14 protein-coding genes and 1 pseudogene are annotated in these 20,115 nt (G+C 64.1%); 3 read left to right on the forward strand and 12 right to left on the reverse strand.

The genetic code is table 11. The features are described 5' to 3' along the window. Both VEC01_RS04750 and VEC01_RS04755 read right to left on the reverse strand, forming a co-directional pair. Window positions 1-200: pseudogene (locus VEC01_RS04750) on the reverse strand (MSHA biogenesis protein MshE); the annotation flags it as partial. A 104-nt stretch (window positions 201-304) separates the two neighbouring features. After that, window positions 305-1,546, reverse strand: coding sequence for a cystathionine gamma-synthase family protein (locus VEC01_RS04755; protein WP_324899274.1), 1,242 nt, complete (start codon window positions 1,544-1,546; stop codon window positions 305-307). A 330-nt stretch (window positions 1,547-1,876) separates the two neighbouring features. Here VEC01_RS04755 and VEC01_RS04760 point away from each other — a divergent pair, with 330 nt between their 5' ends. The 3 genes from VEC01_RS04760 (at window position 1,877) to VEC01_RS04770 (ending at window position 7,656) form a co-directional block, all read left to right on the forward strand. Next, entirely contained in the window at window positions 1,877-3,715 is a 1,839-nt protein-coding gene (locus tag VEC01_RS04760) for a PAS domain S-box protein (protein WP_324899276.1), read from the forward strand. A 70-nt stretch (window positions 3,716-3,785) separates the two neighbouring features. Beyond that, the gene (locus tag VEC01_RS04765; protein ID WP_324899278.1) at window positions 3,786-4,184 is read left to right on the forward strand and encodes a response regulator; all 399 of its coding nucleotides are present in this window, start codon (window positions 3,786-3,788) and stop codon (window positions 4,182-4,184) included. Between the two features lie 112 nt (window positions 4,185-4,296). Further along, the gene (locus tag VEC01_RS04770) at window positions 4,297-7,656 is read left to right on the forward strand and encodes an EAL domain-containing protein (RefSeq protein ID WP_324899280.1); all 3,360 of its coding nucleotides are present in this window, start codon (window positions 4,297-4,299) and stop codon (window positions 7,654-7,656) included. A 63-nt stretch (window positions 7,657-7,719) separates the two neighbouring features. Here VEC01_RS04770 and purF read toward each other — a convergent pair whose 3' ends face one another. The 10 genes from purF to VEC01_RS04820 form a co-directional block, all read right to left on the reverse strand. Then, complete coding sequence (gene purF, locus VEC01_RS04775) at window positions 7,720-9,237, reverse strand: amidophosphoribosyltransferase (protein ID WP_324899282.1); 1,518 nt, start codon at window positions 9,235-9,237, stop codon at window positions 7,720-7,722. Between the two features lie 24 nt (window positions 9,238-9,261). Further along, the gene (locus tag VEC01_RS04780) at window positions 9,262-9,750 is read right to left on the reverse strand and encodes a CvpA family protein (RefSeq protein ID WP_324899284.1); all 489 of its coding nucleotides are present in this window, start codon (window positions 9,748-9,750) and stop codon (window positions 9,262-9,264) included. Between the two features lie 13 nt (window positions 9,751-9,763). Continuing rightward, window positions 9,764-10,633 (reverse strand): SPOR domain-containing protein, encoded by an 870-nt coding sequence (locus tag VEC01_RS04785; protein WP_324899286.1) that lies wholly within the window; start codon window positions 10,631-10,633, stop codon window positions 9,764-9,766. Between the two features lie 60 nt (window positions 10,634-10,693). Further along, window positions 10,694-11,998, reverse strand: a complete 1,305-nt coding sequence (folC, locus tag VEC01_RS04790; RefSeq protein WP_324899287.1) for a bifunctional tetrahydrofolate synthase/dihydrofolate synthase — start codon at window positions 11,996-11,998, stop codon at window positions 10,694-10,696. An 80-nt stretch (window positions 11,999-12,078) separates the two neighbouring features. Further along, complete coding sequence (gene accD / locus VEC01_RS04795) at window positions 12,079-12,951, reverse strand: acetyl-CoA carboxylase, carboxyltransferase subunit beta (RefSeq protein ID WP_324899289.1); 873 nt, start codon at window positions 12,949-12,951, stop codon at window positions 12,079-12,081. Window positions 12,952-13,039: 88 nt separating this feature from the next. Then, window positions 13,040-13,837, reverse strand: coding sequence for a tryptophan synthase subunit alpha (gene trpA, locus VEC01_RS04800; RefSeq protein ID WP_324899291.1), 798 nt, complete (start codon window positions 13,835-13,837; stop codon window positions 13,040-13,042). A gap of 125 nt (window positions 13,838-13,962) precedes the next feature. Next, window positions 13,963-15,231, reverse strand: a complete 1,269-nt coding sequence (trpB, locus tag VEC01_RS04805) for a tryptophan synthase subunit beta (protein ID WP_324899293.1) — start codon at window positions 15,229-15,231, stop codon at window positions 13,963-13,965. A 15-nt stretch (window positions 15,232-15,246) separates the two neighbouring features. Then, window positions 15,247-15,966 (reverse strand): phosphoribosylanthranilate isomerase, encoded by a 720-nt coding sequence (locus VEC01_RS04810; protein WP_324899355.1) that lies wholly within the window; start codon window positions 15,964-15,966, stop codon window positions 15,247-15,249. After that, window positions 15,966-16,763: a tRNA pseudouridine(38-40) synthase TruA gene (gene truA, locus VEC01_RS04815; protein WP_324899295.1), complete on the reverse strand. Its 798-nt coding sequence runs from the start codon at window positions 16,761-16,763 to the stop codon at window positions 15,966-15,968. Before truA ends, VEC01_RS04810 begins: the two co-directional genes overlap by 1 nt. Before the next feature lie 74 nt (window positions 16,764-16,837). Continuing rightward, complete coding sequence (locus VEC01_RS04820) at window positions 16,838-19,975, reverse strand: FimV/HubP family polar landmark protein (RefSeq protein WP_324899297.1); 3,138 nt, start codon at window positions 19,973-19,975, stop codon at window positions 16,838-16,840. Window positions 19,976-20,115: the final 140 nt, after the last annotated feature.

Genomic DNA, 20,115 nt, shown 5'->3' on the forward strand with positions numbered 1-20,115 from the left:
TTGATGTAAGGAATATTGAGCTGCTTGGCCAGCGCCCCCGAAATCTGCTCTTCGGTGACAAACCCGTTCTCAATGAAGACACGCCCGAGTTTGCGGCCGGTACGCTTTTGCTCGGTCAGCGAAAACTGCAGTTGCTCTTCAGAAAGCAGTTTCTGCTGTACAAGAATTTCACCGAGGCGGACCTTCTCCGGCCGTGCCATACGCGCTCCTTACTCACAGAGGAAAATATCACTCGCGTATTTTAGCCAGAATCTACTTTCTGCAGTGAATTGTTTTTATTGGGAAATTTGGCAAATCCGGCTTCTCAGCCGTCGAGCGCCTGCCGGAAATCCTCGAGCAGGTCGACGGAATCCTCGATGCCGACCGATACCCGGATCAGGGATTCGGCGATGCCCATGCTGGTGCGCCGTTCCAGGCCCATTTCATAAAAGATGGTGTGCGCCACCGGGATGACCAGCGTGCGCGTGTCGCCAAGATTGCTTGCCGGAATGCCCAGCCTGAGCCGGTTCAGGTAGTCGAAGCAGTCGATGCCGTCCTTCAGTTCGAAGCTGAACAGGCTGCCGTAGCCGGCGAACAGGTCGGTCGCCAGCTTGTGCTGCGGATGGGAGGCCAGGCCCGGGTAGTGCACCGCGGCCACCCGGTCATCGGCTTCGAGCATGCGCGCCAGCGCGAGCGCGTTGGCGCACTCGCGCTCCATGCGCAGCGCCATCGTTTCCGCGCCGACGGCGATATGGTGCGCCGCTTCCGGACCGAGAGCGGCGCCGAAATCGCGCAGGCTCTTGGCGCGCACCTGCGCCATGCCCCACTGGCCGGGGATGTAGCGCTTGTAGGTGTCGAGAATGTTCGGAAACCTGGTCCAGTCGAACAAGCCGGTGTCGGTCAGGCTGCCGCCGAGAGCATTGCCATGCCCGCCAATCGATTTGGTGAGCGCGTTGACGACCAGGCTGGCGCCGACCATCTTCGGCCGGAACAGGTAAGGCGAGGTCATGGTGTTGTCGACCACATACAGGATGCCGCGGTCGCGGCACAATTGGCCGATGCGCTTCAGGTCGGCGACCTGCGTGCGCGGATTGGCAATGGTTTCGACAAACACCAGACGGGTCTTCGGGGTGAGCGCCGCCTCGACATTCTTCACATCGGTGGCATCGACCAGCGCGACATCAACCCCAAGGCCGCTGACGGTCTGCCACAGGCTGTTCGTATTGCCAAACAGAAATCCTGACGACACGACGTGGTCCCCCTGCCGCAGCAGCGCCTGCACTACAGCGCCGATCGCTGCCATGCCGGTGGAAAAACAGATCGTCGCCAGCCCCTGCTCCATCCGGGTAATCTTGTCTTCCAGCGCCGAAACCGTCGGATTGCCCTGGCGTCCATAGCGGTAGCCGGGCTGTTTGCCCTGGAATACCTCGGCGAGCTGGCGCGCGTCGCGGTAGCCGAAGGTGACCGAGGTATGCACCGGTTTGTGCAGGGAACCGTGCTCGATCGGCTTCTGGCGATCGCTGTGCAGGATGGAGGTAGTGAAACCGTATTTCTTCGTATCAGTCATGGCAAACAAAAACCCGTTCAGCGTGCGCTAGAACGGGTTGGCGATGGGAATCCGGATCCGTTTTAGCTGCATTTGTCATGGGACTCGACCCGGGCGCCCGCAAGCAGAATCAAATCGGCGCGGTCCTTATCGTAACGCAAAACGCAGCGAACGCAAAACCCTGGCATGTTACGGCACTTTCCTACAACTGTCGGAGAACATCCCTGCTTAAATTTGCACTAATCCGGACAGCAGTGATCCTAGTCAAACAAGCACAGTGTGCCGTCACGCGCCTGTCGAAACATTATCGTGACGAACAAACACGAAACCGGATGCCACCAATATTGAACGATGGATTTCGAGAGCCTGGTATTGCAAGAGTCGCCGGACGCCATCGCGGTGCTGGACGCGGGCGGCAAGATCCTCCACTGGAGCAGCGGCGCGGTGAACGTGTTCGGCTACATGCCGGAGGAGGCGGTTGGCGCCTCGCTCGGCGCGCTCATCGCCCCCCCAGGCCGCGAGCAGGATGAACTGCAACACCTGCAGGCGGCGATCCGCACCGGTTCCTGCAGTTACGAATCGGTGCGGCGGCGCAAGGACGGTTCATTGCTGTATGTGGATGTGACCGCCAAGGCGATCACCGGCAGCGGCGGCAGTGAACTCCTGCTGACGTCCCAAAAGGATGTGACCGCGTTGAAGGTCTTGCGCGATGCCAAGCTTCTCGAAGCGCGGTTTCGAAATCTGCTGGAATCGATGCCCGACGGTATAGTGATGGCCAATTCCACCGGGTATGTGGTGCTGGCGAACTCGCAGGCGGAAAAGCTGTTCGGCTACGACTCCGGCGAGTTGCGCGGCCTGCCGGTGGAAATGCTGCTGCCGGAGCGCTTCCGCCACGGCCACGTCGGTCACCGCGGCAACTACTTTGGCCAGCCGCGCACGCGTTCCATGGGGGCTGGACTGGAACTGTATGGCTTGCGCAAGGACGGCGTGGAGTTCCCGGTCGAGATCAGCCTGAGTCCGTTGCAGACGGAGGAAGGCACGCTGGTCATGAGCGCGGTGCGCGACATCAGCGAACGGAAGAAGGCGGAACGCAAATTCCGCGGCTTCCTGGAATCCGCGCCGGACGCCTTCGTGATCGTCAATCGGCAGGGGGAAATCTTGCTGGTGAACTCGCAGACGGAAAAGCTGTTCGGCTACCGGCGCGAGGAATTGCTCGGCAAAAAGGTCGACGTACTGGTGCCGCAGCGCTTTGAAACAAAGCACCCGACCTACCGCAGCGGGTTCTTCGACGAGCCGCGCACCCGCGCGATGGGCGCGGGACTGGAGCTGTATGGGTTGCGCAAGGACGGCACCGAGTTTCCGGTAGAAATCAGCCTGAGCCCGCTGGAGACCGAAGAAGGCATCCTGGTATCGAGCGCGATCCGGGACATTACCGAACGCAAGCGTATCGAGCGCACGTTGCACGACAAAAACATCGAGCTGGAGAAGGCGAACCAGGCCAAGGACCGTTTCCTGGCAAGCATGTCGCATGAATTGCGCACGCCGCTCAATGCGATCATCGGCTTCACCGGCACCTTGCTGATGCGCCTGCCCGGCCCGCTCACGGGCGACCAGGAAAAGCAGCTCAAGACCATACAGACCAGCGCGCGGCACCTGCTCTCGCTGATCAACGACCTGCTCGATCTGGCGAAGATCGAATCGGGCAAGATCGAGCTTTCCGCAGAACCCGTGGTTTGCCAGTCGGTGATCAACGGATTGACGGAGACCCTGAGGCCGCTGGCCGCGAGCAAGGGTTTGCAATTCCGTTCCGAACTGCCGGCCGAAGATGTCGTGATCACGACCGACCGCCGGGCGCTGAGCCAGATCCTGATCAACCTCATCAACAACGCGATCAAGTTCACCGACCGCGGCGAGGTGGCAATCACGCTGGCGCGCCCGGACGGCGACGGTCCCGGCGCGAGCATCACGGTGCGCGATACCGGCATCGGCATCAAGCCGGAAGAGCAGCCGAAACTGTTCCAGGCCTTCACCCAGCTCGACGCCACGTCGACGCGCCGTATCGAAGGGACCGGGCTGGGTCTCCACCTGAGCCAGAAGCTGGCCGACCTGATCGGCGCGCGGATCTCCTTCGAGAGCCGCTACGGCGAAGGCAGCGCATTCACCCTGCTCCTGGAGGGCTCGACCGCATGAACGCTCGCCCCGCCCCCGCCGTCCGGCCTGCGCCGGATCCCTGCAACCATGATCCATGGAGGACCCGCCCTTGAACGCGCGCATCCTCATCATCGAAGACAATCCGGCCAACATGGAGCTGATGGCCTACCTGCTCGAGGCACGCGGGCATCAGCTGAGCTTTGCCGCCGATGGCGAGGCCGGGCTGGCAGTTGCCTTTGCCGAGCCTCCCGATCTCATCGTTTGCGATGTCCACCTTCCGCGGCTGGACGGCGATGCCGTCGTCATGGCGCTGCGCCAGCACCCGGCGCTGTGCGATGTTCCGGTGGTGGCGGTGACGGCGCTGGCGATGGTGGGCGACCGCGAAAAACTGCTTGCGGCCGGATTCGACGGTTACATCAGCAAGCCGATCGAGCCGGAGACTTTTTCGCAAGACATAGAAGGCTTTCTGTCGAGGAAACATGGCACGCCGCAAGCGACGGCGCGGTGAAGGTGCAGTGACGGCAGGATCGCCGCGCCCTGCTTCCGGTATTGCACGATCTCCGTCCCGGTCTGTCGAATAGCAGGTGCGGCCGCGATGCATCGAGTCACAAGGAGAGAAGATGGCGACTATTCTGATCGTTGACGATCATGTGCTGAACCGGCAATTCCTGATGGTTCTCCTTGGTTACAGCGGTCACCGCCTGCTCGAGGCGACCAATGGCGCCGAGGGGCTGGAGCTTGCATGCGCCAAGCGGCCGGACCTAGTGATTGCCGACATACTGATGCCGAACATGGACGGCTATGAATTCGTCACCCGTCTGCGCGCCATTCCCGCCATCGCCCACACGCCGGTGATTTTCTACACCGCCGCCTATCACGAGCGCGAGGCCGGCATCATGGCGATGGCGTGCGGCGTGAAATGGGTCCTGCCCAAGCCGTCCGACCCGGACCTGATCCTGAAAACCGTGCATGAAGCACTCGGCGTGCAGGGCAAACCCCTGGCGGAACATGCGCCGGCACCGGTACCGGTGGAACAGCCGCGGCTCGGCGCGCTCGACGACCAGCTGTCCCAGTATCTGACGGAACTGGAAACGAGCAGCCATCTCGTGTCGCAGCTCGTCCATGGCGGCGAGGTGATGAATGCCGACATCGAAGGCTTGCAGCATGTGGTACAGCGGCTGTCGAAAGCGCTGTCCAGCCTGCAGGCGGTAAGCCTGCGCCTGACCGCATTGATCGAACTCGGGATCGAACTCGCGGCCGAGCGCGAACCAAGGCATCTGCTGGACATCAGCTGCCGGGTGGTACAGGACATCTGCATCGCGAAATATGCCGCGATCGGCATTTTCGCCGACGATCACAGCGGGCTCGAGCATTTCGTCACCCGCGGGATCGATCAGGACACGCTCGCGCGCATGGAGGCGCCTGCGCCCGGCGCCGGCCTGTTGGGCGAGATGCTAGCCGCCCGTGCTCCAAAGCGCCTGCGCGGCCTGCAGGGCGACCCTACCCGCGTCGGCCTGCCCGCGATGCACCCGCCGGTGCACTCCATCCTCGCCGTGCCCGTCGCGTCGCAGGAAAATGTCTTCGGATGGCTGTACCTGTGCGACAAGCTCGGCACGGAAGAATTCAGCGAGGTCGATGAACGGGCCGCGGTCACCGTCGCGGCGCAGCTCGCCGTCGTCTACGAAAACCTGCTGCTGTACGGGGCGATCCAGAAACAGCATGAACAGCTGAAACTGGAGGTCAACGACCGCAAGCAGGCGCAGGAAGCGCTGCGGCGCAGCCTGCGGGCGCGCACGGTCATGGCGGAATGCAACCACATCATGGTGCACGCATCCGATGAAACGAGCTTGCTGAAAGACATGTGCCGTACCGTGGTGGAAGCCGGCGGTTACCGCGCTGCGTGGATCGGCTATCTCGACGACGGCGGCAGCGTCAGGGCGGTCGCCCATGCCGGCGCACCGGTCGACTTCCAGCGCGCCACGGCGAACCGGTTTGCGGCGGCTCATGCCGCAGGCCCCGAGGCGTCGAAGGAGCCGGGCCGCGCCTGGCTCGTGATCGACGTCGCCGCCGGACCACCCGCGCGCGCCGGCCTCGGCGGCCCCGGGAGCGGCGATGACGAAGACGCGGTGGTATCCCTGCCGCTGAAGGACCATGGACGCGTCTTCGGCGTGCTGACAATCTGCGAACCCCATCCGGGGCTGTTCGACGCGGAGCAGATCGCCATGCTCGAAGAGCTTGCGGACGACATTTCCTTCGGCGTGGTCAGCCTGCGCACGAAGTCGGCGCGCGAACAGGCCGAGCGCGCGCTGCGCGCCACCGAAGAAAAGCTGTCGAGCATTCTCGACTCGATCGACAACGTGGTGTGGTCGGCCACCCATGAGCAGTTCATCTACCTGAATTCGATGGTCGAAAAGATTTACGGCCGGCCGATCGAACAGTTCTACCGGGACCGGACCCTGTGGTTCCGCGTGATCCATGCCGAAGACAGGCCGGCAGTGCTCGAAGCGCACGCCGGCCTGTCGCGCCAGTCCCGCATCACCTGCGAGTACCGCATCACGCGGCCCGACGGCGAGGTGCGCTGGATCGAGGAACGTGCCAGGGCCATCCGCGACGAGCGCGGCCAGTTACAGCGCTTCGACGGCATCGCCATCGATATCAGCGAACGCAAGGCGTACGAGGCGCGCATCGAATACCTGGCCGGGCACGACGCGCTGACCAGCCTGGCCAACCGCAACCTGCTGGGCGACCGCATCACGCAGGCAATGGCGCACTCGCGCCGCAGCGGGACGCTGCTGGCGCTGCTGTTTCTGGACCTCGACCGCTTCAAGGGCATCAACGACAGCTTCGGCCACGAACTCGGCGACGCGCTGCTGCTGGAAGTGTCGCATCGCCTGCGCGCGGTGATCCGCGAAGGCGATACCGTCGCGCGCCAGGGCGGCGACGAATTCATCATCCTGCTCACGAACCTGCAGCGCCCGCAGGACGTCACCGGCGTCGTGCACAAGATTTTCGATATCTTCACCGAGCCGTTCATCATCCGCGGGCACGAGCTCTTCGTCAGCACCAGCGTGGGCGCAACGATCTATCCGGACGACGGAGAGGACATGCAGTCGTTGCTGCGCAACGCCGACATCGCGATGTACCGGGCAAAGGAAGAGCGCGGCAATGCCTTCCAGTTTTATTCCCGCGAGATGAGCGTGCGTGCGCTCGAACGCGCGGAACTGGAAAGCGCGCTGCGGCGCGCGCTCGACCGCAAGGAATTCGAACTGTTTTACCAGCCCAAGGTCGAGGCGATGTCCGGGAAGATCATCGGCGCCGAGGCGCTGATCAGGTGGAATCATCCGGACATGGGCATGGTATCGCCGACACGCTTCATTCCGATGGCCGAGGAAATCGGACTCATCGTGCCGATAGGAGACTGGGTGCTGCATACCGCGTGCGCACAGAACAAGGCATGGCAGAACGCCGGACTGCCGCCGATCAGCATCTCGGTCAACCTGTCGGCGCGCCAGTTCCGGCAGGAGGGGCTGGTCGAATCGGTGGCCCGCGCGCTCGAAGACATGGATCTGGATGCGCGGCACCTCGAGCTGGAACTGACCGAAAGCATCGTGATGAACAGCGCCGAGCTGTTCATCGAAAAACTGAAGGAACTGGAAGACCTCGGGGTGCAGCTGTCGATCGACGATTTCGGCACCGGCTACTCCAGCCTCTCCTACCTGAAGCGCTTCCCGCTGCACCACCTGAAGATCGACCAATCCTTCGTGCGCGACATTGCCACCGATGCCGACGACGCGGCGATCACCAGCACCGTGATCTCGCTCGGCCACAGCCTGAACCTGAAGGTGATCGCCGAAGGAGTGGAGACGGAGGAACAGGTCGCCTTCCTGCGCGACCACAACTGCGACGAGATGCAGGGCTACTATTTCAGCCGGCCGCTGCCGGCAAATGAATTCGCCTCGCTGCTGCGCCAGGCGGCATGAAGTGCAAAAAAAGCCCGCTGTCCCTGCCGGGCAGCGGGCTTTTCTCCGCCTGGCGACGGCCGGTCAGTCGACCCGCGCCAGATTCAGGTTCAGCTGCGACCGTACCGCGTCCTCGCTGGACGGCTTCGGATTGTTGCGGGCGAATTCGAGACGATCGAGGTAATCGCGCGACACATCGCCGGTCACGTACACGCCGTCGAAGCAGGACGCCTCGAAATTCCGCAGCGCGGGATTGATGTCCGAGATGGAGCGCTTGAGCGCCTCCACGTCCTGGTACACCAGCGCATCCGCGGTGATCTCGCGGCACACTTCCTCTTCGCTGCGGCCGTGCGCGATCAGCTCGTTGCGCGTGGGCATATCAATGCCGTACACGTTCGGGAATTTCACCGGCGGCGCCGCCGACGCGAAGATCACGCGCTTGGCGCCGGAGTCGCGCGCCATCTGCACGATTTCGCGGCTGGTGGTGCCGCGCACGATCGAGTCGTCCACCAGCAGCACGTTCTTGCCCTTGAACTCGGCGCTGATCGCGTTGAGCTTCTGGCGCACCGACTTCCGGCGCTGCGCCTGGCCGGGCATGATGAAGGTGCGGCCGATGTAGCGGTTCTTGATGAAGCCCTCGCGGTACTCGAGGTTGAGCTTGTGCGCCAGCTCCATCGCCGCCGGGCGGGAGGAATCGGGAATCGGCATCACGACGTCGATGTCGCCGCCCGCGAACTCGCGCCGGATCTTCTCGGCCAGGTATTCGCCCATCTTCAGGCGGGTGGCGTACACCGATGCGCCGTCGATCACCGAGTCGGGACGCGCAAGGTAGACGAATTCGAACGCGCACGGATTGAGCACCGGGTTGTCCGCGCACTGCTGGTTGTACAGCTTGCCGTCGAGGTCGATGAAGATCGCTTCGCCCGGCAGCACATCGCGCAGGAAGCGGAATCCCAGGCCTTCCAGCGCCACCGACTCGCTCGCGACGATGTATTCCGTGCCCTTGTCGGTGTCATTGAAGCCGATGCACAGCGGACGGATGCCGAACGGGTCGCGGAACGCGAGCAGGCCGTAGCCAGCGATCTGCGCGACCACCGCGTAGGACCCGCGCACCCGCTTGTGCAGCGCGGTCACCGCCTTGAACAGCGCGGAAGGATCGAGCGAATAACCGGTCGTCGCCTGCTGGATCTCATGCGCAAGCACGTTCAGCAGCACCTCGGAGTCCGAATCGGTGTTGATGTGGCGGCGGTCGTTGTTGAACATCTCGACCTTGAGCTGTTCCCAGTTCGTCAGGTTGCCGTTGTGCGCGAGGATGATGCCGAACGGCGCGTTCACGTAGAACGGCTGCGCCTCTTCCGCGCTGTCGGAACCGGCCGTCGGGTAGCGCACCTGGCCGATGCCGGCAGTGCCCGGCAGCGAACGCATGTTACGCGTCCGAAACACGTCGCGCACCAGTCCATTGGCCTTGTGCATCGAGAACATATTGCCGTGATTGGTTGCAATACCGGCCGCATCCTGGCCGCGGTGCTGCAGCAGCAACAGCGCGTCATAGATCAGCTGGTTGACCGGGCCTTGGGAAACAACGCCAACAATGCCGCACATGGTGGGGCTCCTTACTTGAATATTTCAAAACTGTACATGCCGCGCGAAGTCGCCCGGCAGGAAAGGCTTGACGGTGCGCGCGGCGGTTTCCGCCAGCGGGCTGAGCAGCGCCTCCTTCCAGAAGGCCTGCTGCGGAATCGCCGTCATCCCGCACAACAGGACCGCCGCCAGCACGATCACCAGGCCGCGGCCCAGACCGAACAGGCCACCCAGGCCGCGGTCGGCCAGCGTCAATCCGGTTGCCTTGATCACCGCATCGATCGCCATGCTGAGCAACATCATGAGCAACCTGACACCGATGAACAATGCAACAAATGCCACGATCAGCCGCGTGGTATTGCCCGGCACCACGTCCGGCAACAGCCTGGCCAGGTCCTCGCCGTAGGCATTGGCGACCACGAAGGACACCACCCAGCTCATCAGCGACAGGATTTCCTTGACCAGGCCGCGCAGGGTGCTGATCACGACCGAGCACACCAGCACGAACACCACCAGGTAATCGAAGATTGTCACGGCGCGGCAAAAATCAAGCGGGCACCAGCGTGCCGTTCAGCCCGAGCTTGACGATCCTGGCGCGGACTTTCTCCGCTTCTTCCTTGCTTGGGAAGGGGCCGACCCGGATGCGGGTACGGTCGCCCGACTGGGTCGCGATCTTTTCGGTATACGACTTGATGCCGGCGCCTTTCAGCTTGCCCTGCAGTTCATCGATCTTTTCTTTGGTCGCAAGTGCCGCAACCTGGACCACAAATTTCTGATTTTTCTTGTCGGCGGCCTTGGGATCGGGTTTCCCGTCCAACAATGCCATGGCGCGCGCCGCATCCGCCGCCTTGTCAGCCTTTTCAGCCTTGTCGGTCTTCTCGGTCCTGGCTGCCTTGTCCTGCGCATCAGCGGGCTTGGCTTCGGCCTTGGCGGTATCCGCTGCCGGTTTGGCATCGTCCCTTGGTTTGGCGGCAGTGTCTTCCGCTGCAGCCGCCTTCGGCTCGACCGCCGCAGGCTCGATCACTTCCTCCTTCGGGTCAAGCGATGCGGAAGCCGCCACCCTGGTCGCCACCGCCGGTCCGTTCGGCCGGACAATGGCGCCGCCGGCAGGTTTGTCCTTGGAAGGAATCTGGATCGCGATATCGTCGGTCAGCGGCCTGGGCTCGGAATCGAGAATCATCGGCAGGCCCACTACCGCGGCCAGCACCAGCGCTACTGCGCCGATCAGCCGGCGGCGGGCGCGTTTCTTTTCCGGCAAGACCGGGTCGAGCGGATCATTGCCCTGCTCGTTCTTGCCGGTCCGGCGCCTGGCGCGGCTGCGTACCGCCTTGGAATCCTCTTCGGCGCGCGAATAAAAGGCGCTGTCGTCGGAAGCCGATTCCTGCTTGTTTTTACGGAGGAACGAGAACAAGCTCATGCGATAAAAATGAAGTCCATCAGTGAAAGCGGATGCGGTCTTGATAAAGCGTCATCGCCCTCAAGCCTGGGCGCCGGCCCTTCTCGCTTCCATCACGCCGGCGACAGTCAGGAAGGATCCGAAAACCGCAATTCTATCATTCTCCCCCGCCCTGCTTCTCGCGCTCGCGAATGCCGCCGCCGGCGATGCAAAGGTTTCAATGCTGCGTTCGGCGCCCGCCCCCGTCTGGGGAACGACGCCCGCTTCGAGCAGCTTCTGCTTCAGCTGTTCGGCCGTCGCCGCCCGCGGCAGCGGCAGGTCGGTCAGGCACCAGTGGTCGACGATGTCCTTCAGGTGCGCGATCACGCCGGCGATGTCCTTGTCCTGCATCGCGCCGAACACCGCATAGGTGTATGGATGAAAGCCCATGTTGTTCAGGTTCTGCGCAAGCGTTGCGGCGGCATGCGGGTTGTGCGCAACGTCGAGCACGATGCTCGGGCGACCCGGCAACACCTGGAAGCGGCCGGGCAGTTCAACCAGCACCAGGCCGTTACGCACTTCCTGCGCGCCCACCGGCAGCCGATGGCGCAGCGCTTCGAGGGCGGCCAGCGCCGCGGAGGCATTGAGCAGCTGGTTGGCGCCGCGCAGGCTGGGATAGCCGAGCGAGTTGCGGCGCTGCCCGCGCCCGCCGTAATTCCATTGCTGCTTGTCGCCGGAATAGTTGAAATCGCGGCCGAACAGCCAGAGGTCGGCGCCGATCGCCTGCGCATGGTCGATCAGCGATTGCGGCGGCACCGGATCGCTGCAGATCGCCGGCTTGCCGGGCCGGAAAATGCCGGCCTTTTCGAAGCCGATCTGTTCACGCGTATTGCCGAGGTATTCGGTATGGTCGATGTCGACGCTGGTGACGATGGCGACATCCGCATCGATCACGTTGACCGCATCGAGGCGTCCGCCGAGCCCGACTTCGAGGATCACCGCGTCCAGCTGCGCCTGCGCGAACAGGCGCAGGATCGCCAGCGTGGTGAATTCGAAATAGGTCAGCGAGACGTCGCCGCGCGCTGCCTCCACTGCCGCGAACTGCTCGATCAATGCCGCGTCGCCGGCCGGCTCTCCGAGGAGGCGCGCGCGCTCGTTGAAATCAATCAGGTGCGGCGAGGTGTACAGCCCGACGCGATAGCCTGCCTGCATCAGGATGGATTCCAGCATGGCGCAGGTCGAACCCTTGCCGTTGGTGCCGCCAACGATGATCACCGGGCAATCGAAGCGGATCTGCAGCCGGTCCTTCACCTGCGCGACGCGTTCCAGGCCCATGTCGATGGCCCTGGGGTGCATGGATTCGAGCTTGGCGAGCCATTCGGCGAGGGTTGCGGGAAGGTTTTGCATGGCAGGAAGAGAAAAAACGGACGCTGAAAATGAAAAGCCCGGACCTGTTCAGCCCGGGCTTCGCGGCGATATCGGAATCGTCAAGCCAGGACTTCGGCCGGCTGGTTCTGCAGCAGCGCCAGCAGGCGCGCGATTTCCTCGCGCATCTTGCGGCGGTCGACGATCATGTCGATGGCGCCCTTCTGCAGCAGGAATTCGGAACGCTGGAAGCCTTCCGGCAGCTTCTCGCGCACGGTGTTCTCGATCACGCGCGGGCCGGCGAAGCCGATCAGCGCCTTCGGTTCCGCGATCACCACGTCGCCCATGAACGCGAACGACGCAGACACGCCGCCCATGGTGGGGTCGGTCAGCACCGAGATGAAGGGCAGCTTCTTTTCGGACAGCTTGGTCAGCATCGCGGTGGTCTTGGCCATCTGCATCAGCGACAGCAGGCCTTCCTGCATGCGCGCGCCGCCGGTGGCGGTGATGCAGATGAACGGCACCTTCTGTTCCAGCGCCGCCTGCGCGCCGCGCGCGAAGCGCTCGCCGACCACGGAGCCCATGGAGCCGCCCATGAATTCGAATTCGAAGCAGGCCACCACCACCGGCAGCGACATGATCGCGCCGCCCATCACGATCAGCGCATCGGTTTCGCCGGTGCCTTCCATCGCATCCTTCAGGCGGTCCGGGTACTTCTTGCTGTCCTTGAACTTGAGCGTGTCGACCGGCAGCGCTTCCTGGCCGATTTCATAACGGCCGCCGGCGTCGAGCAGCGCGTCGAGGCGCTCTCGCGCGCGGATGCGCATGTGGTGGTCGCACTTCGGGCAGACGTGGACGTTCGATTCGAGGTCGGCACGGTACAGCACTGCCTCGCACGACGGGCACTTGACCCACAGACCTTCCGGTACGGACTTGCGCGTGCCGGAGTCGGATCGCTGGATGCGCGGAGGAAGCAGTTTTTCAAGCCAACTCATGGAGACCTCATTTCGGTTTTTCAGGTTCGGCATTGTACCGCCCGCCTTGCCTGACGCCAATATCGCGGATCAATAACAAAATGACACTTTATTCGTCCAGCGCGTGGCGGATGCCGGCGATGAACTGCTGCACTGCCGCAACCGCGTTCTCGCGCGGCGTGTTTTCCAGCTCCTGGATGATGCGGCTGCCGATCACGACCGCGTCCGACACCGAAGCAATCGCTCTTGCAGTCGCGCCGTCGCGGATGCCGAAACCGACACCGACCGGTACCCGCACGTGCTTCTTGATTGTCGGCATCTTGTTCGCCACCCCTTCGAGGTCGAGATGGCCGGAGCCGGTCACCCCCTTGAGCGACACATAGTACACATAACCGCTTGCTATTTTGCCAACCTGCTCAATCCGCTCGGCGGTCGAGGTCGGCGCGAGCAGGAAAATCGGATCGAGACCGTTTTCCTTCAACGCTCCGGCAAACTCCTCGCATTCCTCGGGCGGATAATCCACTACCAGCACGCCGTCCACGCCAGCCTCTTTCGCCGCCGCGATGAAGGCAGCGCTACCCATGTGTTCGATCGGGTTTGCGTAGCCCATCAGGACGACGGGCGTGGTCTGGTTGGTCTCGCGGAATTGCTTGACGAATTGCAAGACCTGCCGCATGCCGACGCCATTGGCCAGCGCCCTCTCCGAAGCGCGCTGGATCACAGGACCGTCAGCCATTGGATCGGAGAAAGGCACGCCGAGTTCGATCACGTCGGCGCCGCCGGCGACCAGCGCGTGCATCAGCGGCACGGTGAGTTCCGGCGCGGGGTCGCCGGCGGTAATGAAAGGAATCAGGCCCTTGCGGCCCTTCTCGGCAAGCGCGGACAGCGCGGATTGGATTCTCGACATGGTGGGATTCGCTTTTGTGCCGTGTTGTCAGCGTCCGGAAACCCGCGCCGCCCCTTGGCGGGGGCGGCGGCAGGTCCGGTGCGAACGACGGCGATTGTTATCGAAGGGATGGCGCACGGCCGGCTTCAGAACTGCTTCTTCATGCGTTCGGCGACGGTGTGCATGTCCTTGTCGCCGCGCCCGGACAAATTCGCCAGGATGATCTTGTCTTTCGGCAGGGTCTTGGCGAACTTGGCCGCGTAAGCAAGCGCGTGGCTCGATTCCAGCGCCGGGATGATGCCCTCGATGCGGCAGCAGTTGTGGAAAGCGTCGATCGCCTCATCGTCGGTGACCGACACGTACTGCGCCCTGCCCGCATCCTTCAGGTACGCATGCTCCGGGCCGACGCCGGGATAGTCGAGCCCGGCCGACACCGAGTGCGTCTCGATGATCTGGCCGTTCTCGTCCTGCAGCAGATAGGTGCGGTTGCCGTGCAACACCCCGGGCGAACCGGCGATCAGCGAGGCCGAATGGCGGCCGGTTTCCAGCCCCTCCCCCGCGGCTTCGACGCCGACCAGCTGCACTTCCTTGTGGTCGATGTAGGGATGGAAGATTCCCATCGCGTTCGAGCCGCCGCCGATGCAGGCAACCACATAGTCAGGCTGGCGGCCGGTCAGCTCAGGCATCTGCACCAGGCATTCCTTGCCGATCACCGACTGGAAGTCGCGTACCATCATCGGATACGGGTGCGGGCCGGCGACGGTGCCGATGATGTAGAAGGTATTCTCGACGTTGGTGACCCAGTCGCGCATCGCTTCATTGAGCGCATCCTTGAGCGTCTTCGAACCGGACTCCACCGGCACCACCTTCGCGCCGAGCAGTTCCATGCGGTACACGTTCTGCACCTGGCGCTTGACGTCTTCGCTGCCCATGTAGATCACGCATTCCAGGCCGAAGCGCGCGCAGATGGTCGCGGTTGCCACGCCGTGCTGGCCGGCGCCGGTCTCGGCGATCACGCGCGGCTTGCCCATGCGCTTGGCCAGCAGCGCCTGGCCGATCACGTTGTTGATCTTGTGCGCGCCGGTATGGTTCAGGTCTTCGCGCTTGAAGTAGATCTGCGCGCCGCCCTGCATTTCCGACCAGCGTTTGGCGTGATAGATCGGGCTGGGGCGGCCGACGAAATGCTTGAGTTCGCGTTCGAATTCGGCGAGGAAGTCGGGGTCGCTGCGGAAATGCGCGTAGCCGTCCTTCAGCTCGGCCAGCGCATGGGTCAGGGTTTCGGAGACGAAGCTGCCGCCGTACTGGCCGAAGTGGCCGCGGGCGTCCGGCAGGTTGTAGCGGGCTGCCTGGTGCAATGCGGTGGTCTGGATCGCCTGGCGCTCGGCGTAGTGTTCAAGCGCGTTCAGTTCTTTCATGGGGGTTCTCTCTGTTCATTCGCTCGTGGTCGCGTCCGCCTCGCGCACCGCGGCAATGAATGCGCGGATGCGGGCGGGGTCCTTGATGCCCTTGGCCTGTTCGACGCCGCTGCTGACGTCGACGGCGCGGGGGCGCACCTGAAGCACTGCCTCAGTGGCGTTTTGCGCGCTCAAGCCACCACTCAAAACGACCCGAGGCGCGAGCTCTTTTGGGATGAGAGACCAATCGAAAACCTTTCCACCGCCGCCATAGCCGTCCACCAGCGCATCAAGCAGCAATCCGGAGAACAGCGTGCTGGCTGCACGATACTGTTGCTCGCATTTTAGCAAATCCGCAGCTGTCATATCGGCACCGATCCGCACCGCGCGCAGGAAAGGCCGGTTGACCCGCTGCGCGATCGCCACGCAGTCCTCCACCGATTCGTCGCCATGGAATTGCAGCAGGGATACCGGCGCGGCCCTTACCACGGCTTCCACCTCGTCCGGCGTGGCATTGACGAACAGGCCGACGGCGGTCACGAAAGGCGGCACGCCGGCCAGGAGCGTGGCGGCCTGCTCGGGCGCTATGAAGCGCGGGCTCCTCGGATAGAACACCAGCCCGATCGCGTCGGCACCGGCCGCGACGGCGGCCTCAAGGTCCTCGGGGCGCGTCAGGCCGCAAATCTTGATGCGTGTACGGAAGTTCATGGTTCGGATACGGATGGTGGAACGGGCCGGTTCTGTCCCGGCTTGCATTACAGCCATGGCATGCCTGCGGCAGGCTCCTGCGGCAGCTGCCATTTCGGATCATAGGCGATCTTTGCCAGGTACAGGCCGTCCGGCATGAAAGTCGGCGCGGCCCGGCTGCGGTCCCGGCTTTCCAGGATGTCCGCCATCCATCCCGGTTTCTGGTTGCCGTTGCCGACCACGATCAGCGAACCGACAATATTGCGCACCATGTGATGCAGGAAAGCGTTTGCGGTCAAGGTAACGACAATCATGTCGCCGCGGCGTTCCATCCGGATCTCGTGCATCGTCTTGACCGGCGATTTTGCCTGGCACTCGGCAGCGCGGAAGGCGGAAAAGTCATGGGTGCCGAGCAGGAATCGCGCGGCCTCGCGCATCGGTTCGAGCTGCAGCGGGCGAAATACCCATCCTGCCTTTCCGGCGAGCAAGGGCGACCGTACCGGATGGTTGTAGATCACGTAATGGTAGGTGCGCGCGGTCGCGGAAAAGCGCGCATGGAAGGCATCCTCGCCGGCGCCCTGCACCTCGCACGCCCAGCGCACGGCGACCGAGGACGGCAGGAAGGCATTGACGCCGCGCACCCAGGAGAACATGTCGCGAGCGAGCCCGGTGTCGAAATGCACCACCTGCTCCAGCGCATGCACCCCGGCATCGGTCCGCCCGGCACATGTGGTGCCGATGTCGACCAGCGCAAAACGCTTCAGCGCCGCTTCCAGCGTGTCCTGCACGGTGCCGCCGCCCGGCTGGGTCTGCCAGCCGCGCCAGGGCTTGCCGTCGTATTGCACACCGAGCGCGATGCGTTTCAAGTCGTCTTCCTGTCTGGATAAAACAAAACGGGCGCCAGCTTCACGCCGCGCCCGTCAAACAAACACCTGCCGGATCAGGCCAGTTCGAGCAGCAGGGTCTTGGCCCGCTCGCTTTGTTCCGGCGTACCGCCCTTGAGCACTTCGTCCAGCAGTTCGCGCGCGCCTTCCTTGTCGCCGATTTCCTGGTAGGCGACCGCCAGGTCGAGCTTGGTCGCCATCTCGGCGCTGACCGTGGCGTCGTCCGCGAGGAACTGGGTATCCATGCTTTCGAAGTTCAGGTCGGGCAGTTCCGCCGGCGCGCCGGGCGCCGCTTCCGCCGACAACGGCTCGGCCGCGGCAAGGTCGTCCGCCGGCAGGCCGGCCGCCGGCTCGAGCGACAGCGGCTCGATCAGGTCGGCATCCATGGCGTCCGCGGTGGCATTGTTCTGCGTGCTTTCCGCCGCCGGTGTGGCGGGCGCGAGTTCGAGGCTGATGCCGGACAGGTCGAAGTCCAGCGGATCGGCCTCCCTCGGCGCTTCTGCCGGCGCCTCGAGCTCTGCCTCCAGGCTCGGGATGTCGATATCCAGCGGGTCGGCTTCAGCCGTTGGCGCCGCGTCTGGCAGGGCGTCGGCGGACGCCGTTTCGTCGGGCGACGCGTTGCCCGGCGAGGCGTCGTCCAGCGTCAGGTCATCCAGCGAAAGATCGGCCAGCATCGGCTCCGGTGCTGCCTCTTGTGCCGGCTCTTGCACCGGCTTGGTGTCGGTCAGCGAGAACGCCAGGTCATCGATGGACGGGATCGACGGCGAAGAGGGCTCGGAAGCCGGCTCCGACAGCGGTTCGAATTCGGCGACGGGCTCGCTCGACAGGTCCGGCATCGGCTCCGCCGGCTTGGCGGGCTCATCGAGGAAGTTGAAGTCGATCGACGTCAGGTCAGCCGGCGGCTCCACCGGTGCCGGGCGCGGAATGGTATCCGGCGGCGTCAGGTTCTGCATGCCGTCGAGGTCGAAGTCGAGGTCGTTGCTGGACAGCTTGTGCTCGGGCTCCGGTTCCGGCTCGGCTTCAGGCAGCGACTGCAGCGGGACATCCGACGCCATTTCCGTATTGTTGAAATAGGAGCTGTCGGCGTCGAGCGTGTCGATGGAGTCCAGCGTCGGCGTATCGCCGCCCTGCGTGGTCGACAGCAGCGTTGCCAGGCCTTGCTCGTCCAGCGGCTGGGTCGGCGCGACCAGGCCGGCCTCGCCGCCTGCCTTCTTGCCCGATGCATAGAGCGGATTGTTCGGGTCGATCGCCGCGCCCATTGCCGCAGCCTGCGCCCAATCCTCCCCTTCGCCCTTGGTCAGGCCGTACAGTTCGGTCGCCAGCACCTCGAAGGCGCGCAGATCCTTGCGGTTGGAATAGATTTCGAGCAGCTTCACCCGCACCGCATGGCGGTCCGGCTGGGTACGCAGCGCTTCCTTCAGGATTTCCTCTGCCTGCGCATCGCGGCCGTAGGCGATGTACACATCGGCTTCCGCAACCGGGTCGACCTCGTTGGTGTCGAGCTGGCCGGCCGACGGCGCGAAGCTGGAATTGAACACGCTGTTGCTGGTATCCACGCTCTGGCCGCCGGTAGAGCCGAACAGCGAGTTCGCCTTCAGGCTGGAATCGGTGATGATGCTGTCTTCGAACTGCTTGCTCTGCTTCTGGCGCCGGGCACGGTAGATGCCCAGGCCGCCGAGCGCGACCAGCAGTGCGCCGATACCCGGCAGGATCAGCGGATTGTCGAGCAATTCGTCGAGGAAGCTCGGTTCCGGCGCCGGCGGAGGCGGCGGTGCGGCGGGCTTCAGCTTGGCGGCCGGCGGCGTCTCGGCTGCAGGCGCGGCAACCGGCGGGGCTACCGGGGCGGACGGCGGTTCAGCCTTGGGTTCCGCCGGCTTGGTTTCGGCAGACTTGGTTTCGGCAGACTTGGCTTCCGCCGGTTTCGCTTCCGCCGGTTTCTCGGTCAACGCTTCCGCCGGCTTCGGCGCCGGTGCGGGCGCCTGTGCCACGGCCGGCGGTGCTGCCGGCGCGGCCGGTTTGGCTTCTGCCTGCTTCTGCTGGTCGGCGAGGGCCTTGCTCTTCACCTCGAGCAGCTTTTGCAGCTCGCTGACATTCTTTTCCAGTTCCTTGACGCGCGCATTGGCCTCGGCGATCGCCTTGTCGCGCGCGATCTTGTCTTCCACCGTCGGCGCGCCGGCCTTGTCCGCGCCCGCTCCGGCTGCCGGCGCGGCGTTGGACAGCTTGAGCTTATCCCTGGATTCGGAAGCCGGGGTCGGACGCTCTTCGACCTTGGCAGTGATCTTGCCGCCCGCGGACTGCTTGCCTTCCGCGGATTTCTGCGGCGCCGCGCCGGCAACCTGGCCGGCGAGCTTGTTGCGATAGGCATTGAAGTCGGCGGACTGGGCGACGATGATTTGGCGCGCCTCGGCGCTGTTGATGCCGCGCGCGGCGTCAGCATCCGGTACCGACAGGATCTGGCCCGCCTTCAGGCGGTTCATGTTGTTGCCGACGAAGGCGTCCGGGTTGGCCTGGTACAGCGCAACCAGCATCTGGTCAAGGGATACGCCGCCCGGCTTCACCTGGCTGGCGATACCCGCCAGCGTGTCGCCGCTGCGAACCTTGTAATCTCCGGGCGCTGCGCCGGTCCGGTTTTCCGCCTCGGGTTGCGGTGCGGGCTTGACGACGCGCGGTGCGGGCGCGGCCTGCGGCGACCTGCGCGGCGCCGGCTCGCGTACCGGTGCTGCGGCCTGCGGCGCTGCCGGAGCCTGGGCGGCCGGTGCATTCAGTTCGGGGACGCTGACCGGCGCGACCTGCGCGGACTGCGTGGTGCGCAGGTCGGCGGGGTCGAGCAGGAAGGTATATTCGCGCACCAGGCGGCCGTTCGGGCCGCTGAGTTCGAGCAGCATGTCGACAAACGGCTCGTTCAGCGGCTGGGAGGATGTCATCCGGATGAACTGGCGATCGCCGCGCTGTTCGATCGCAAAGCGCAGCGACGTCAGGGCCGGCGCGAATTCGATGCTCGCCTGGCGGTAGGCTTCGGCCGAAGCGAGTTTCGCCGAGAGAGCCCCCACTTCATCCTTGGATACGGCGGTGAGCTCAATCTCGGCGCGCAGCGGCTGGCCCAGCGAGGACAGCACCGTCAGTTTTCCCAACCCGGCGGCATACGCATTCGAAAGCACCAGTGCGGACGCAACGGCCGCGCTAAGCTTCTTCAAATTGAACGAGCCAGAATTCGGGCGTTTATTTGAATGCATTTTGGATGGCATAAGAGGGCATTCCGTTTGCGTATCTGGTACCGGCACTAGAACGCATTTCATAAACAGGAGGGCCGGCCCATTTATGAAATGTGTTCCAC

This window comes from Noviherbaspirillum sp., assembly GCF_035627455.1.
Classification (GTDB): Bacteria; Pseudomonadota; Gammaproteobacteria; order Burkholderiales; family Burkholderiaceae_D; genus Noviherbaspirillum.